The 13,850-nt window shown below is 72.4% G+C and carries 16 protein-coding genes; 4 read left to right on the top strand and 12 right to left on the bottom strand.

The window, feature by feature from the left end:
• Position 1: 1 nt before the first annotated feature.
• On the bottom strand, positions 2 to 493 hold the full coding sequence (locus ABLE53_RS12545) for a DinB family protein (protein ID WP_348859282.1): 492 nt from the start codon (positions 491 to 493) through the stop codon (positions 2 to 4).
• Positions 490 to 2,088 (bottom strand): ABC-F family ATP-binding cassette domain-containing protein, encoded by a 1,599-nt coding sequence (locus ABLE53_RS12540; protein WP_348859281.1) that lies wholly within the window; start codon positions 2,086 to 2,088, stop codon positions 490 to 492. Before ABLE53_RS12540 ends, ABLE53_RS12545 begins: the two co-directional genes overlap by 4 nt.
• Before the next feature lie 62 nt (positions 2,089 to 2,150).
• Between ABLE53_RS12540 and ypfJ the strand changes: the two genes are divergently transcribed.
• Positions 2,151 to 3,107, top strand: coding sequence for a KPN_02809 family neutral zinc metallopeptidase (gene ypfJ / locus ABLE53_RS12535; RefSeq protein WP_348859280.1), 957 nt, complete (start codon positions 2,151 to 2,153; stop codon positions 3,105 to 3,107).
• 13 nt (positions 3,108 to 3,120) lie between these two features.
• Here the strand turns inward: ypfJ and ABLE53_RS12530 are convergent, their stop codons facing one another.
• Positions 3,121 to 4,038: a phosphotransferase gene (locus tag ABLE53_RS12530; RefSeq protein ID WP_348859279.1), complete on the bottom strand. Its 918-nt coding sequence runs from the start codon at positions 4,036 to 4,038 to the stop codon at positions 3,121 to 3,123.
• Between the two features lie 88 nt (positions 4,039 to 4,126).
• Positions 4,127 to 4,804 (bottom strand): hypothetical protein, encoded by a 678-nt coding sequence (locus ABLE53_RS12525; protein WP_348859278.1) that lies wholly within the window; start codon positions 4,802 to 4,804, stop codon positions 4,127 to 4,129.
• A gap of 209 nt (positions 4,805 to 5,013) precedes the next feature.
• Here ABLE53_RS12525 and ABLE53_RS12520 point away from each other — a divergent pair, with 209 nt between their 5' ends.
• Together ABLE53_RS12520 and ABLE53_RS12515 are read left to right on the top strand one after the other, a co-directional pair.
• A complete protein-coding gene (locus ABLE53_RS12520) occupies positions 5,014 to 6,153 on the top strand; it encodes a sensor histidine kinase (RefSeq protein WP_348859277.1) in 1,140 nt (379 codons plus the stop codon).
• Positions 6,150 to 6,815, top strand: a complete 666-nt coding sequence (locus ABLE53_RS12515) for a response regulator (protein WP_348859276.1) — start codon at positions 6,150 to 6,152, stop codon at positions 6,813 to 6,815. The genes ABLE53_RS12520 and ABLE53_RS12515 overlap by 4 nt, the downstream gene beginning before the upstream one ends.
• Before the next feature lie 16 nt (positions 6,816 to 6,831).
• Here the strand turns inward: ABLE53_RS12515 and ABLE53_RS12510 are convergent, their stop codons facing one another.
• Positions 6,832 to 8,400, bottom strand: coding sequence for an ABC transporter permease (locus tag ABLE53_RS12510; protein WP_348859275.1), 1,569 nt, complete (start codon positions 8,398 to 8,400; stop codon positions 6,832 to 6,834).
• Entirely contained in the window at positions 8,397 to 9,314 is a 918-nt protein-coding gene (locus ABLE53_RS12505; RefSeq protein ID WP_348859274.1) for an ABC transporter ATP-binding protein, read from the bottom strand. The genes ABLE53_RS12510 and ABLE53_RS12505 overlap by 4 nt, the downstream gene beginning before the upstream one ends.
• 54 nt (positions 9,315 to 9,368) lie before the next feature.
• Here ABLE53_RS12505 and ABLE53_RS12500 point away from each other — a divergent pair, with 54 nt between their 5' ends.
• Positions 9,369 to 9,833, top strand: a complete 465-nt coding sequence (locus tag ABLE53_RS12500; RefSeq protein WP_348859273.1) for a GbsR/MarR family transcriptional regulator — start codon at positions 9,369 to 9,371, stop codon at positions 9,831 to 9,833.
• Positions 9,834 to 9,888: 55 nt separating this feature from the next.
• Here ABLE53_RS12500 and ABLE53_RS12495 read toward each other — a convergent pair whose 3' ends face one another.
• Genes ABLE53_RS12495 through ABLE53_RS12470 form a run of 6 tightly spaced genes read right to left on the bottom strand, consistent with a single transcriptional unit; the run spans position 9,889 to position 13,849 of the window.
• Positions 9,889 to 10,506, bottom strand: coding sequence for an acVLRF1 family peptidyl-tRNA hydrolase (locus tag ABLE53_RS12495; protein ID WP_348859272.1), 618 nt, complete (start codon positions 10,504 to 10,506; stop codon positions 9,889 to 9,891).
• On the bottom strand, positions 10,503 to 11,462 hold the full coding sequence (locus ABLE53_RS12490; RefSeq protein WP_348859271.1) for an L-lactate dehydrogenase: 960 nt from the start codon (positions 11,460 to 11,462) through the stop codon (positions 10,503 to 10,505). Before ABLE53_RS12490 ends, ABLE53_RS12495 begins: the two co-directional genes overlap by 4 nt.
• A gap of 26 nt (positions 11,463 to 11,488) precedes the next feature.
• Positions 11,489 to 11,728, bottom strand: a complete 240-nt coding sequence (locus ABLE53_RS12485; RefSeq protein WP_348859270.1) for an ASCH domain-containing protein — start codon at positions 11,726 to 11,728, stop codon at positions 11,489 to 11,491.
• Entirely contained in the window at positions 11,725 to 12,099 is a 375-nt protein-coding gene (locus ABLE53_RS12480) for a metal-sulfur cluster assembly factor (protein ID WP_348859269.1), read from the bottom strand. Before ABLE53_RS12480 ends, ABLE53_RS12485 begins: the two co-directional genes overlap by 4 nt.
• Positions 12,099 to 12,569: a Fe-S cluster assembly sulfur transfer protein SufU gene (gene sufU / locus ABLE53_RS12475; protein ID WP_348859268.1), complete on the bottom strand. Its 471-nt coding sequence runs from the start codon at positions 12,567 to 12,569 to the stop codon at positions 12,099 to 12,101. Before sufU ends, ABLE53_RS12480 begins: the two co-directional genes overlap by 1 nt.
• A 5-nt stretch (positions 12,570 to 12,574) precedes the next feature.
• A complete protein-coding gene (locus tag ABLE53_RS12470; RefSeq protein WP_348859267.1) occupies positions 12,575 to 13,849 on the bottom strand; it encodes a cysteine desulfurase in 1,275 nt (424 codons plus the stop codon).
• Between the last annotated feature and the right edge of the window lies 1 nt (position 13,850).

Genomic DNA, 13,850 nt, shown 5'->3' with positions numbered 1-13,850 from the left:
GTCAGCCGCGGGCTGCGAGCACCTGCTCGCGCAGGATGTCGGCGTGGCCGCAGTGCTGCGCCAGCTCGCGCAGCATGTGCAGGTAGACCCACCGCAGCGGGAGCGGACCGCGCCGGTTGCCGCGTACGACGTCGTCCGGCCCGAGCCCGGCGACAGCCTGCCGGGACGCCTCGCACGCCGCGACGTACGCCGACCTCACCGAGTCGACCGTGTCCTCGTCGCTCAGCCCGAAGGACTCGTCGGGTGTCGCCGGGATGCCGATCTCCTCGCGCGAGCGGCAGGTGACCGCCTCGTCGAACCAGACCTTCTCCACGAAGGTCGCGTGCTTGACCAGGCCGAGGAGCGTCGTCCGCGACGGCACCAGGCGGCGCCGCGCCTCCTCCTCGGTCAGGCCGTCGAGGCAGGCCGCCAGCTCCGCCCGGTGGTCGTCGAGGAAGGCCTCGAGCTGCTGGCGCAGCGGCGCGTCGAAGACGCCGGGGTCGTCGCTGCTCATGCGAGCGACACCAGGTCGGCGTACGACTCGTTCCAGAGGTCCTCGACACCGTCGGGGAGGATGAGGACGCGGTCCGGCTCGAGGGCGTGGACGGCGCCCTCGTCGTGGGTGACGAGCACGATCGCACCCTCGTAGCGCCGGATGGCGTCGAGCACCTCCTCGCGGGAGGCGGGGTCGAGGTTGTTGGTCGGCTCGTCGAGCAGCAGCACGTTGGCGCTGGAGACGACGAGCGAGGCGAGCGCGAGCCGGGTCTTCTCGCCGCCGGAGAGCACACCGGCCGGCTTGTGGACGTCGTCGCCGGAGAAGAGGAACGCGCCGAGCACGGTGCGCGCCTCGGTGTCGGTCAGCGCGGGGGCCGAGGACTGCATGTTGTCGAGCACGGAGCGCGAGACGTCGAGGGTCTCGTGCTCCTGGGCGTAGTAGCCGACCTTCAGCCCGTGTCCGGGGACGACCATGCCGGTGTCGGGCTGGTCGACGCCGGCGAGGATGCGCAGCAGCGTCGTCTTGCCGGCGCCGTTGAGGCCGAGGATGACCACCCGCGACCCGCGGTCGATGGCGAGGTCGACGTCGGTGAAGACCTCGAGGGAGCCGTAGGACTTCGACAGCCCCGACGCGGTGAGCGGCGTACGGCCGGACGGCGCGGGTGAGGGGAACTTGATCGCCGCCACCTTGTCGGCCTGCCGCTCGCCCTCCACGCCGGCCATCAGCCGCTCGGCGCGCTTGAGCATGTTCTGCGCGGCGGTGGCCTTCGTCGCCTTCGCGCGCATCTTGTTGGCCTGGTCGGTCAGCGTCTTGGCCTTGTTCTGGGCGTTGAGGAGCTCCCTCTTACGGCGCTTCTCGTCGGTCTCCCGCTGCTCGAGATAGAGCTTCCAGCCCATGTTGTAGACGTCGATGGTCGCCCGGTTGGCGTCGAGGTGGAGGACCTTGTTGACCGTCTCGCCGAGCAGGTCGTTGTCGTGGGAGATGACGATGAAGCCACCCTTGTAGGACTTCATCCAGTCCCGCAGCCAGATGATGGAGTCGGCGTCGAGGTGGTTGGTGGGCTCGTCGAGGATCAGCACCTCGGCGCCCGAGAAGAGGATCCGTGCGAGCTCGACGCGGCGCCGCTGGCCGCCCGAGAGGGTCTTGAGCTGCTGTTCCATGAGCCGGTCGGGGATGCCGAGCGCCTGCGCCATCTGCAGCGCCTCCGCCTCGGCGGCGTACCCGCCGCCGGCGTCGAGCGCGTCGTGCGCCTTCTGGTAGCGCCTCATCGCCCGCTCGCGCGTGGCCGGGTCGTCGGAGCCCATCTCCTCCTCGGCGGCCCGCATCCGGCGTACGGCGTCGTCCAGGCCGCGCGCGGAGAGGATCCGGTCACGGACCAGGACCTCCGGGTCGCCGACCCGCGGGTCCTGCGGAAGGTAGCCGAGATCGCCGCTCCGGGTGACGTTCCCGGAGGCGGGTAGCTGGTCGCCGGCGAGCACCTTCGTGAGCGTCGTCTTGCCCGCACCGTTGCGGCCGACCAGGCCGATCTTGTCGCCCGGTCCGACGCGGAAGCTGACGTGCTCCATGAGAAGGCGCGCCCCGACGCGGACTTCCAGGTCATGGGCGGTGATCATGATCGTCACTAGTGTATGGGCGGGGCGCCGGGCCCCGCGATTCGGTACGCCAGGGGGCAGTCATGCGGTTCAACCCGAAGGCCAGGCTCGACACCAGTCGCACGCGTGACGTCGGTGGCAGCGGATCCGGTGGCAGCGTCGGAGGCGGGCTCGGTGGTGGCGGGGGCATCCCGATCCCCGGCGGCCTCAAGGCCGGGGGCGGGATCGGCGCGATCATCGTCGCCCTGCTCGTGTGGTTCCTGAGCAGTCAGCTCGGCGGCAGCAGCAGCACCAGCCTCGACGCCTCCGCGTTCAGCGGCGCGGGGGTCACCGGCTCCGACTCGGGGTCGGAGTTCGACTACTCCCAGTGCCAGACCGGCGACGACGCCAACAACCACGCGGAGTGCGCGCTCGTGGCGGTCGAGAACTCGCTGACCGACTACTGGAAGGACCAGCCCCAGGTGCAGGGCAGGTTCCACCCGGAGAACGCCGTCGAGGTCTTCCACGGCTCGGTCCAGACCGACGGCTGCGGCACTGCCACCAGCGACGTGGGCCCGTTCTACTGCCCGGGCGACCAGACCATCTATCTCGACACCGACTTCTTCACCACGATCTTCGCCCAGCTCGGCGGCCAGGACTCGCCGTTCGTCCGCGCCTACGTCATCGCGCACGAGTACGGCCACCACATCCAGAACCTCCTCGGCACGATGAGCCAGGTCAAGACGCAGCAGGGCCCGAAGAGCGACTCGGTCCGGCTCGAGCTCCAGGCGGACTGCTACGCCGGGATGTGGACCGCGGCCGCCGAGGGCGACGGCCTCATCGAGGACATCACCGACCAGGACATCCAGGAAGGGATCGCCGCCGCCCATGACGTCGGCGACGACTACATCCAGAACCGCATGCAGAACGGAACCAACCCCGAGTCGTGGACCCACGGCTCGTCCGCCGAGCGGGTCGCGTGGTTCAACGCCGGACGCAGCGCCAACGACGACATCAACGGGTGCGACACCTTCGGCACGAACGACCTCGACAACCCGTAGGCCGGCGTACGACCTAGCGTTCCAGCAGCGCCTCGACGAGGGCCGCCTGGCGCTGCAGGGCGCGCAGGTGCGGCGCGACGGCCGGGTGGCGGTACTTCGCGGCGAGCGCGCCCTCTCCCCCGGCGACGCGCGCGAGCGCCCACTCGGCACGGCTCATCGCGGTGTAGACGGCGCTGACCTGGGCACCGAGGGCGGCCTGCTCGCGGGTGGCGAGACCGTCGGGGAGCCCGAGCAGATAGGCGTCGAGGAGCGGCTCGAACTCCTCCCGCGCGGTCAGCAGGTAGAGCCCGAGGTCGCCGCCGACCGGTCCATAGCCCAGGCTCGACCAGTCGATCGCGACCAGCCGGTCCTCGCCGTCCTCGGCGGTCCGGCCAGGGAGGTTGCCGGGCGTCGGGTCGCCGTGCTGCGGCACCTGCGGGAGCGCGTCGGTCAGGTCGAGGAAGCGACCACGCCGGTCCCAGAGCACGGCGGCGACGTCCGCGGCCGTGGTCCGCGCGAGCGTACGCCAGCCGCCGCGCTCCTCGACCCGCGCGAGCCGGTCGCGGAGCTGGCTGCGTGCGAGCCACCGGACATGGCCGAGCTTGGCACCCGCGAACCGGCCGAGCGAGAGGGCCACGAACAGACCCGAGTTGGCGGCGTCCTCGACCCAGTCGGTGACGAGCGTGATGCCCTCGGCGTCCTCGGTCACCTCGGTCGGTGATCCGACCAGTCCGGGCGTGTCGTCGACCAGGCCGTACGTCGCCACGTCGGCCCCGCGCCGCCAGTAGGCGAAGTGCCGGGGGTCGCTCAGCGCCTCCGGGTCGTACGCCGTCGGCGGGGCGACCCTCTTGATCACGACCGGCCGGTCGCCGACGGCAGCCCGCCAGACCCCCAGCGTGGAGGGTCCGGTGCCGCCGGGCAGCGGATGCCACCCGGGTTCGGGCTGCCACATGCCTCCGGACGCTAGCCGATCGCCGCGCGGCGGCAGCGCCACCACGCGGCGATCGGCGCCCGCCGGCTCCCCGGGCGAGCCGGCCCCCTCAGCGCCGGGCGAGCAGGCCCCGGCCGATCCAGCCACCGAGGACGACGCCCACCACGAGCGGGACGTACTGGCCGATCTCCGAGTCCGGCAGGAAGACCGTGAGGAAGAACAGCAGCGACGGCACGAGGACGGCCTTCGGCACCAGCCCGGCCCGCGAGGCGGCCACCCCGGCGAGCGGGTAGGCCAGCGCGCTGAGGAAGAACAGGACCGGCATCGGGCCGCCGACGTGGTGGAACGAGTCGAGCGCGTCGACGCGTTGTGCGGCCGACATGTCGGCCTTCGCGAGGCCGACGAGGACGAGGTGGTTGAGGCTGATGGCGACCTGGCCGACAGCGGTCAGCACCGCGAGGACTCCGACGGCGTTCGCCCAGCCCGCGCCCCGGCGTCGTACGGCTCCGACCACGGCCAGCAGCCCGGCGACGCCGACGGGCGCGCAGAGCAGCTCGAGCCAGGCGAGCACCTGGATGGTGCCGAGGTGGCCGGCGGCCTGCTCGAACATCGTCGTGCTCGAGGCGCTGTCGTCGAGCGGGTCGACGACGAGCGTGCCGAGGATCATCAGCACGAAGACGCCGGGCAGACAGGCGGCGCCGAGGTAGCGGCGCAGGCGGACGGCCGTGCTGCTCGGGTCGTCGGCGGTGCTCGGGGCCGGTGTGAGCCCGGTGGCGATGGCGGTCATGAGGTGTGCTCCTGTGTCGTGACGGTGGTCGTACGGCGACCTGCGGAGCACCGAACCTAGGTCCGCGGCCCCGGCGTCCACGTCGTACGCCGGAAGGGACCGGGCCCGCAGCGCGGACGACCTTCACCCCGCCGGCATACGTCCCCAGGACGAGGGACCTCCTCCGGAAGTACGACGCGCCGGCCCCCGCGCCGCCCTACGCTCCCCTCATGCGGCTGCAGCGCCCGTCTCTGCTCGACCTCGCGATCGCGGCCGGCGTCCTCGCGCTCGGCCTGGCCGAGCTGGCTGCCGGACAGCTGGACGGACCGACACCGGTGGCGGCCGTCGCGGTCGTCTGCTACCCCGTCGCGCTGCTGCTCCGGTGCACGTCCCTGTGGGCGGCGTTCCTGCTCGCGTTCTCGACCATCCCGGTGAGCTATCGGCTGGGGCTCTCGCAGGAGGACTTCCTCTCCTCGATCGTCGCGTGCCTGCTGCTCGTGTTCCACACCGGCTACCGCCTGCCCACGCGGGAGGCGGCGCTCGCCTTCGCCTTCGCCTACGTGACGGTGGTGGCAAGCGGGGAGGTGACCTGGGGCTCGCTCGGCTGGCTGCTCATGATCATCGGCGGAGCCTGGGGCGCCGGCCGCGCACTTCGCAACCGGCACATGCTCATCGAGGACCTGCGCGCGACCACCGCGGAGCTCGCGGCCAGCCGGGACGAGCTGGCTCGGCGTGCGGTCGCCGAGGAGCGGCTGCGCATCGCCCAGGACATCCACGACGTGGTCTCCCACTCGGTGACCGTGATGCTCGTGCAGGCAGGAGTCGCCGAGCGGAAGGCGCGACGGGACCCCGACGCCGCCGCCGAGGCCGCGCGCTCCGTCCAGGCCTCCGGCCGGGAGGCGATGGACGAGCTCCGGCAGCTCCTCGGCGTGCTCCGCCCCGGCGCCGACGACGTCCGTGGCGGCGACACCGCTCCGCAGCCGGGCCTGGACCAGCTGCCCGCCCTCGTCGCCCACTTCCGGGAGGCGGGGCTGGAGGTGGAGTACGACGCGGGCCCGGTCGCCGGCGCCGTCCCGGCCGGCGTCGCGATGACCGCCTACCGGGTCGCGCAGGAGGCGCTCACCAACGTGCTCCGGCACTCGCTGGCGAGGCGCGCCACCCTGCGGGTCCGGGGCGAGGGCGGCCGGTTCTGCGTCGAGGTCGACGATCCCGGCCCCGCGCGCCCGTCGCCGGGCGGCGGCCACGGGCTGGTCGGCATGCGCGAGCGGGTCCAGGCCTGCGGCGGGAGCCTACGCGCGGGCCCGGCGGCCGCCGACGGCGCCGACGGCTTCGCGGTCGCTGCCTCGCTCCCGCTGGAGGCAGACCGATGATCCGGGTGGTGGTCGTCGACGACCAGGCACTCGTACGCCGCGGCTTCGCGATGATCCTCGGCGAGGAGGACGACCTCGAGGTCGTCGGCGAGGCCGGCGACGGCCGCGAGGCGCTCGCGGTGTGCGCGCGGGAGCACCCGGACGTCGTACTCATGGACGTGCGGATGCCGGTCATGGACGGCGTGGAGGCCGCCCGGCGGCTCACCTCGGGCTCCTCGGTGCGGGTGCTGATGCTGACGACGTTCGACCTCGACGGCCACGTGTACGACGCCATCCGGGCCGGCGCGAGCGGCTTCCTGCTCAAGGACGTCCGGCCCGACGACCTGGCCCACGCCGTACGCACCATCGCCGCCGGCGACATGCTGCTGGCGCCCGCCATCACGCGGCGGCTCGTGGAGGAGTTCGTCAGCGGGCCCGGGCCGGACCGCTCGCCCGCCGAGCTCGACCGCCTCACCGAGCGCGAGCGCGACGTGCTCGTCCTGGTCGCCGGCGGGCTGTCCAACGCCGAGATCGCCGCCACCCTCGTCCTCTCCGAGACGACGGTCAAGACCCACGTGACCCGGATCCTCACCAAGCTCGGCCTGCGCGACCGGGTCCAGGCGGCCGTGCTGGCGTACGAGACCGGCCTGGTCCGCCCCGGTCGCACACCGGACCGCGGTTGAGGACGCCCAGCGCGCGTCAGCCGACGTCGCGCCGCCGGAACGCCAGCTGCCCGGCCGCGGAGAGCGCGACGGCGACCAGCGCGACGACGACCACCGGCACGACCCGGAAGTCCTCGGCCGGCACCATCGCGAGGTGGTCGAACGGGGAGAGGTCCTGCAGCCACTGCGGCAGCCGGAGCAGCTCGCCGAACAGCATGACGACGAACGCGAGGACCAGCCCGACCCAGGCCAGCTGCGCCAGCCGGGGCGCCACGCCGTACAGCAGCCGCGCCAGCCCGCTCAGCACGAGCACCGGCGCGAGCTGGGCGAGGACCGGGACGCCGAGCCGCACCACCGCGCCGCCGTCGCCGGTGACCATGGCGTTGCCGACGCCGAGCCCGAGCCCGGAGGCGACGAGCACGAGGAGCGTGCCGAGCACCGTCACAGCGACGTGCCCACCCAGCCAGGCCGACCGGGAGAGCCCGGTCGCGAGCAGCGGCTCACCCCGGCCGCCGTCCTCCTCCCCGCGCGGCCGGAGCGCCGAGGAGATCGAGAAGCCGGCCGCGATGATCGCGAGCATGAGGATGGCCGTCGCGTAGAAGCCGTCGACCAGGTCGCCCTTCTGCACCAGGACGTCCTGGGCGAACTCGCCGTCACCGACCAGGTCGCCGATGTCGTTGCCGATCGAGCCGTAGGAGAGCCCGCCGAGGAACATCCCGATCGTCCAGCCGATCACCGAGCCACGCTGCAGCCGCCACGCGAGCCCGAAGCCGCTGGCCAGCGCCGCCCCGGCCCGGGCGGGTCCGGGGCGGTCGGCGAGGAGGCCGCCGCCGATATCGCGCCTGACGAACAGCCGGTACGCCGCCATGGCGGCCACCGCCGTGCCTGCGATGAGCAGCACCGCCGGCCACCACCGCAGCCGGGAGAAGGGGTGCATCGCCTGGTACCAGCCGATGGGCGAGAGCCAGCTGAGGAACGGGTCGCCGACGTCCCCGATCGCGCGCAGGACGTACGCCACGGCGATGACCAGACCGGCGATGCCGTACATCGCCCGCGTGCTCTGGGTGAGCTGGGCGGCGACCAGCGCGGTCGCGGCGAACAGCCAGCCGCAGAAGGTCATCCCGAGACCGGTCGCCAGCGAGTCGGCGGCGTCCAGCGGCACCGACATCAGGCTCAGCGCGACCAGCAGGCCGGCCACCAGGTTGGCCGCCATCGCGACGATCATCGCCGCGACCAGCGGCGCCTGCTGGCCGACGACGCCCGACCGCACGAGCTCGTCGCGGCCTGACTCCTCCTCCGCGCGGGTGTGCCGGCCGATCAGGAACATGCTCATCAGCCCCGCGGCGATGGCCCCGAACGCGCTCGCCTGCCAGACCACCTGGCCGCCGACGGTGTTCAGGGCCCGCGCCGGGCCCGCCATCGCGATGAACGCCGCGTTGCCCTCCATGCTGGCCGCGGCCTTGTCGAACTCCGCCTGGGTCGCATAGAGCCCCTTCACGCTCACCGCCTGGCTCCAGTAGAGGAGCGTGAGCCCGAGGCACCACCACAGCGCCATCAGCCAGTCCCGCCGCAGGTGGAACCGGAGCAGGCCGCCTACGCCGGTCACGCCTCCTCCTCGGCGAGCTCGGGGAGCTCGTCGCCGTAGTGCCGGAGGAACATCTCCTCGAGGGTGGGCGGCGTGCTGGTCAGGGTGCGTACGCCGCCGGCCACCAGCAGCCGCAGCGCGGCGTCGAGCTCGGCCGAGTCGACCTCGAACCGCACCCGGTGACCGTCCACCGCGAGGTCGTGCACCCCGGTCAGTCCGCCCAGCCCGGCCGGCGGCGTGTCGACCTCGGCGGAGATCGAGGTGCGGGTCAGGTGGCGCAGCTCCGCGAGGGTGCCGGTCTCGACCGTGCGGCCGGCCCGGATGATGCTGACCCGGTCGCCCAGCCGCTCGACCTCGGCGAGGATGTGGCTCGAGAGCAGCACCGTGCCGCCGCCGTCGCGGAAGGACTCGACGTACTCCTGGAAGACCGCCTCCATGATCGGGTCCAGCCCGGAGGTCGGCTCGTCGAGGACGAGCAGCTCGACGTCGGAGGCGAGCGCGGCCACGAGTGCGACCTTCTGCCGGTTGCCCTTGGAGTAGCTGCGTGCCTTCTTCGTCGGGTCGAGCTCGAACCGCTCGACCAGCTCGGCGCGGCGCTTCTCGTCGAGCCCGCCGCGGAGGCGACCGAGGAGGTCGATCGCCTCGCCGCCGGTGAGGTTCGGCCACAGGCTGACGTCGCCGGGGACGTACGCCAGCCGGCGGTGCAGCGCCGCGGCGTCCCGCCACGGGTCGCCGCCGAGCAGGCGCACCTCGCCGGCGTCCTTGCGCAGCAGCCCGAGGAGCACACGGATCGTGGTGGACTTGCCGGCGCCGTTGGGGCCGAGGAAGCCGTGCACCTCTCCCGGTGCCACGGTCAGGTCGAGACCGTCGAGGGCCCGGACCCGGCCGAAGGTCTTCACCAGACCGTGGACCTCGATGACAGGTGATGTGGTCACGTGACGAGCCTATCGATATTTCAGAAAATTTTGAAAGTTATCTAGGCTGTCGCCATGGACCAGCGGCAGCGAGCGGCGGAGCGGATCGCCGGCGCCCTCGCCCAGGCGGGCATGGCGCGCCTTCCCGCCAGGATGTTCGCCGCCCTGCTCGTCGACGACGACGGCCGAATGACCTCCGCCGAGCTGACCAAGTTCCTGGGTGCGAGCGCCGCCGGGATCTCGGGTGCGGTGAAGTACCTCCTGCCCGTAGGACTCGTTCGCCGCGAGCGCGAGCCCGGGTCCCGCCGCGACGTCTACGTCGTCGACGACGACGCCTGGCACACCGCGATGACCAGGCACGACCAGCTCTACGGGCCGATCCGGGCCGCCCTGGCCGCGGGCCGGGACCTTCTCGGGGAGGAGTCGCCCGCCGACGTGCGCCTCGACCGGGCGGTGCAGTTCCTGCTCTTCCTCGAGGGCGAGCTCGACGGGATCCTCGCCCGCTGGGAGGTACGCCGCAAGGAGCTCGGGCTGGACTAGGCCCCGGCGACGTCAGGTCACGATCACCGCAGACCGACGGAGAGCCGAGCGAGCATCACGCCTCGTCGGCGTTGAGCACCTCGATGCCCACCGAGGTCGCCTCCGCGATCGCCCGGTCGAGGACGTCCCGCCGAGGCTCGGGCACGCCGAGGCGCGGCCCGGCCACGGTCAGGCCGCGCAGCCGCGGGTCGGCGAGCACCTCCTCCAGCGCGCCCTTGTCGCCGCCGGTCACGACCGGGCCGCTCAGTCCGTCGAGGAGCCGGGCGGCATGGTCGGCGGCGGCCTCGTACGCCACCCTGGCCTGCTGGGAGCGGCGCCGGGCGAAGCGCTGCTGGCTCCAGCCGCCCGCCTTCGACCGGCCCTGCACGTGGCGCTGCCCCACCTTGTGCGCGACCAGCTGGTCACCGTGCAGCCGGGCGACGGCGAAGCCACCCTTGCGGACCAGCAGCACGCCCCAGTCCGGCGGTGGCGCGGCGGCGGACGCGAACGCCCCGACGTCGGGAGCCCCGGAGTACGGCGTCCGGAACGGCAGCGACGCGATGAAGTGCGACCCGTCGGCCGCCCAGCCGGTCAGCTCGCCGACCTCGACCCGGACCTCGGTGGGACCGTGGCGCGAGGCGAAGTTCTCGACCCAGCGCACCACCCGGGACGGGGGGACGGCGACGAGCGTCACTGCAGGCCGACCCGCTCGATGACGGCCCTGATCGCATGCCCGGACGCCGCCAGCGCCGCCCGCTCCTCGGCGCTCATCTCGGTGTCGACCGGTCGGCTGCAGCCGCGGCCGTCGACGATGCACGGCAGCGAGAGACACACGTCCGGCAGGCCCTCGTAGCCCTGCAGCAGCGTCGAGACCGGCAGGATCCGGCGCTCGTTGCGGAGCACCGCCTCCGCGATCTCGACCGAGGCCAGCCCGATCGCGTAGTTGGTCGCGCCCTTGCCGGCCACGATCGTGTACGCCGAGGCGACGACCTCCTTCGCGATCTCCGCCCTGATGCCCTCGTCGAGGCCGGCGACCCCGGAGACGCCGCGCCAGCGCTCGAGGCGCACGCCCCCGATGGAGGCCTCGCTCCACAGCGGGATCTCCGAGTCGCCGTGCTCGCCGACGATGTAGGCGTGGACGTGCTGCGGCGCCACCCCCGCGTGGCGCGCCACGAGCGTGCGCAGTCGCGAGGAGTCCAGCACGGTCCCCGAGCCGAACACCTGGTGACGCGGCAGGCCGCTCAGCTGCAGCGCGGCGTACGTGATGACGTCCACGGGGTTGCTCACCATCAGGTAGACCGCGTCAGGCGCGTGCGCCACCAGCTTCGGCATCAGCGACCGCATGATCTCGACCGACCGCTCGGCGAGGTCCAGGCGGCTCTCCCCCGGCTTCTGCTTCGCCCCCGCCGTCACGATCACCACGTCGGACCCGGCGACCACCGCCGGGTCGTCGGAGCCGATCACCTGTGCCGGCTGGAGGAACTGCATGCCGTGCTGCAGGTCCAGGCTCTCGGCGTGGACCCGGGCCGCGTCGACGTCGTACAGCGTCACCGTCTCCGCCAGCCCGCGCAGCAGCGCGGCGTACGCCGTCGTCGACCCGACCGCGCCGGCCCCGACGATGCTCAGCTTGCTGCCCGCGCTCCCGGCCATGCCGACAGCCTAGGGCGACCGGCGGCTCAGCGACGGTAGAGGACCTCGAACCGCTCGAGCACGACCGGCATGTCGAACGCGAAGCCGCGGTCGTGGGCGGCGTACGTCGAGAAGAACTCGCGGTGCACGTGGCGCCAGGAGTCGAGCGTGCGGTCGTCCTCGCCCCCGGCCTCGTAGTCCCACAGGGCACTGGCGGTCGCCGTCTTGGTGCCGTCGAGGACGAGCGCGAGCAGCCGGTCGGCCTGCTCGGGCGTGCCGCCGATCACACGTTGAAGCCGAGCGCCCGCAGCATCTCGCGGCCGTCGTCGGTGATCTTCTCGGGGCCCCAGGGCGGCATCCAGACCCAGTTGATGTGGACGTCGTTGACCAGTCCGTCGAGCGCGGTCGCTGTCTGGTCCTGGATGACGTCGGTCAGCGGGCAGGCGGCCGAGGTGAGGGTCATGTCGAGCACGACCTTCGACTCCGGCTCGATGTGGACGCCGTAGAGCAGCCCGAGGTCGACGACGTTGATCCCGAGCTCCGGGTCGACGACGTCCTTCATCGCCTCGGTGACGTCCTCGACGGCGAGGGTGGCACCCTCGGCGACGCTGACCTCGATCCCGTCGTCGGTGGTCTGGCCGGTGGTCTGCTCGGTCATCAGGAGTCCTCCTTGGACAGCGACTGCGCGGTGGCGTCCTTCCACGCCATCCACGACAGCAGCGCGCACTTGATCCGGGCGGGGAACTTGGCGACGCCGGCGAACGCGATCCCGTCCTCGAGGACCTCCTCGTCGGGCTCGACCGCGCCCTTGCCCTGCATCAGGGTGAGGAACTCCTCGTGGATCGCCATCGCCTCGTCGAGCGGCTTGCCGATGACCAGATCGGTCAGCACGGAGGCCGACGCCTGGGAGATCGAGCAGCCGACCGCGTCGTACGACACGTCCTCGACCAGCTTGGTCCCCTCGGGGGCGTCGGCGAGGTGCACCCGCAGGGTCACCTCGTCGCCGCAGGTCGGGTTGACGTGGTGGACCTCCGCCTCGAAGGGGTCGCGAAGCCCCTTGTGGTGGGGGTTCTTGTAGTGGTCCAGGATGATCTCCTGGTACAGCGCGTCGAGATCCTGGGTAGTCATGACGCTCAGCCCAACTTGAAGTAGGACCGGGTGTATTCCAGCGCGTCGACGAGGGCGTCGATCTCGGCGGGCGTCGTGTAGAGGTACGACGACATCCGGGTCGAGCTCTGCACGCCGAACCGCGCATGGGCGGGCTTGGCGCAGTGGTGGCCGGCGCGGACGGCCACGCCGCGGCTGTCGACCACCTGAGCGACGTCGTGCGGGTGCACCCCCTCGAGCTCGAACGAGATCGCTCCCCCGCGCCGGGCCGCGTCGAGCGGGCCGAGCACCGTGAGCCCCTTGACGCTCTGCAGCCCCTCGAGGGCGTACGCCGTGATGGCCTGCTCGTGGCGGTGGATCGCGTCCATGCCGAGGTGACCGAGGTAGTCCAGCGCGGCACCGAGGCCGACCGCCTCGACGATCGGCGGCGTGCCCGCCTCGAACTTGTGCGGGATGCCGGCGTACGTCGAGCGCTCCATCCGGACCGTCTCGATCATCTCGCCGCCGCCGAGGAACGGCGGCAGCTGCTCGAGCAGCGAGCGCCGGCCCCACAGCACGCCGATGCCCGTCGGGCCGACCGTCTTGTGGCCGGTGAAGCCGAGCACGTCGGGCCGCTCGTCGTCGGGCATCGACGCCAGGTCGATCGGCAGCTGGGGCGCCGCCTGCGCGCCGTCGACGACGAGGATCGCGCCGACGGCGTGGGCCTTCTTCGCGATCTCGGCGATCGGGTTGATGGTGCCGAGCATGTTGGACACCCACGTGAGGGCGACGACCTTGGTCCGCTCGGTGATGACCTCGTCGATGTTCGACAGGTCCAGCTCCCCACCGTCGGTGAGCCCGAACCACTTCAGCGTCGCGCCCTTGCGCTCGGTGAGGAGCTGCCACGGGACGATGTTGGAGTGATGCTCCATCTCGGTGATGACGACCTCGTCGCCGGGCCCGACCTCGAGGTCGCCCCGCGCCCAGGCGAGCGTGTTGGCGACCAGGTTGAGGCCCTCGGAGATGTTCTTCGCGAAGACCACCTCGTCACGGTCCGGCGCCCCGATGAAGCGCGCGACCTTGTCGCGGGCCGCCTCGAACGCCTCGGTCGACTCGGCACCGAGGTGGTGCATCGCCCGCGCGATGTTGGCGTTGTGGCGCTCGAGGTGGTCGACCATCGTGTCGATGACGACCTGCGGCTTCTGCGAGGTGTTGGCGCTGTCGAGGTAGACCAGCGGCACGCCGTCGAAGGTGCGCTCGAGGATCGGGAAGTCCTTGCGGACCACCTCGAGCTCGGGGAGGAGACCGGGCAGGGAGGTCATG

The organism is Nocardioides asiaticus, assembly GCF_040049175.1.
Classification (GTDB): Bacteria; Actinomycetota; Actinomycetes; order Propionibacteriales; family Nocardioidaceae; genus Nocardioides; species Nocardioides cheoyonin.
Note: the sequence above shows the minus strand (reverse complement) of the source record. Positions and strands in the feature narration are given on the sequence as shown.

Excerpts from the sequence above, each read along its gene's own strand:
- ABLE53_RS12545 (WP_348859282.1), bottom strand. The coding sequence starts at position 493 with ATGAGCAGCGACGACCCCGGCGTCTTCGACGCGCCGCTGCGCCAGCAG.
- ABLE53_RS12540 (WP_348859281.1), bottom strand. The coding sequence starts at position 2,088 with ATGATCACCGCCCATGACCTGGAAGTCCGCGTCGGGGCGCGCCTTCTC.
- ypfJ (WP_348859280.1), top strand. The coding sequence starts at position 2,151 with ATGCGGTTCAACCCGAAGGCCAGGCTCGACACCAGTCGCACGCGTGAC.
- ABLE53_RS12530 (WP_348859279.1), bottom strand. The coding sequence starts at position 4,038 with ATGTGGCAGCCCGAACCCGGGTGGCATCCGCTGCCCGGCGGCACCGGA.
- ABLE53_RS12525 (WP_348859278.1), bottom strand. The coding sequence starts at position 4,804 with ATGACCGCCATCGCCACCGGGCTCACACCGGCCCCGAGCACCGCCGAC.
- ABLE53_RS12520 (WP_348859277.1), top strand. The coding sequence starts at position 5,014 with ATGCGGCTGCAGCGCCCGTCTCTGCTCGACCTCGCGATCGCGGCCGGC.
- ABLE53_RS12515 (WP_348859276.1), top strand. The coding sequence starts at position 6,150 with ATGATCCGGGTGGTGGTCGTCGACGACCAGGCACTCGTACGCCGCGGC.
- ABLE53_RS12500 (WP_348859273.1), top strand. The coding sequence starts at position 9,369 with ATGGACCAGCGGCAGCGAGCGGCGGAGCGGATCGCCGGCGCCCTCGCC.
- ABLE53_RS12490 (WP_348859271.1), bottom strand. The coding sequence starts at position 11,462 with ATGGCCGGGAGCGCGGGCAGCAAGCTGAGCATCGTCGGGGCCGGCGCG.
- ABLE53_RS12480 (WP_348859269.1), bottom strand. The coding sequence starts at position 12,099 with ATGACCGAGCAGACCACCGGCCAGACCACCGACGACGGGATCGAGGTC.
- sufU (WP_348859268.1), bottom strand. The coding sequence starts at position 12,569 with ATGACTACCCAGGATCTCGACGCGCTGTACCAGGAGATCATCCTGGAC.
- ABLE53_RS12470 (WP_348859267.1), bottom strand. The coding sequence starts at position 13,849 with ATGACCTCCCTGCCCGGTCTCCTCCCCGAGCTCGAGGTGGTCCGCAAG.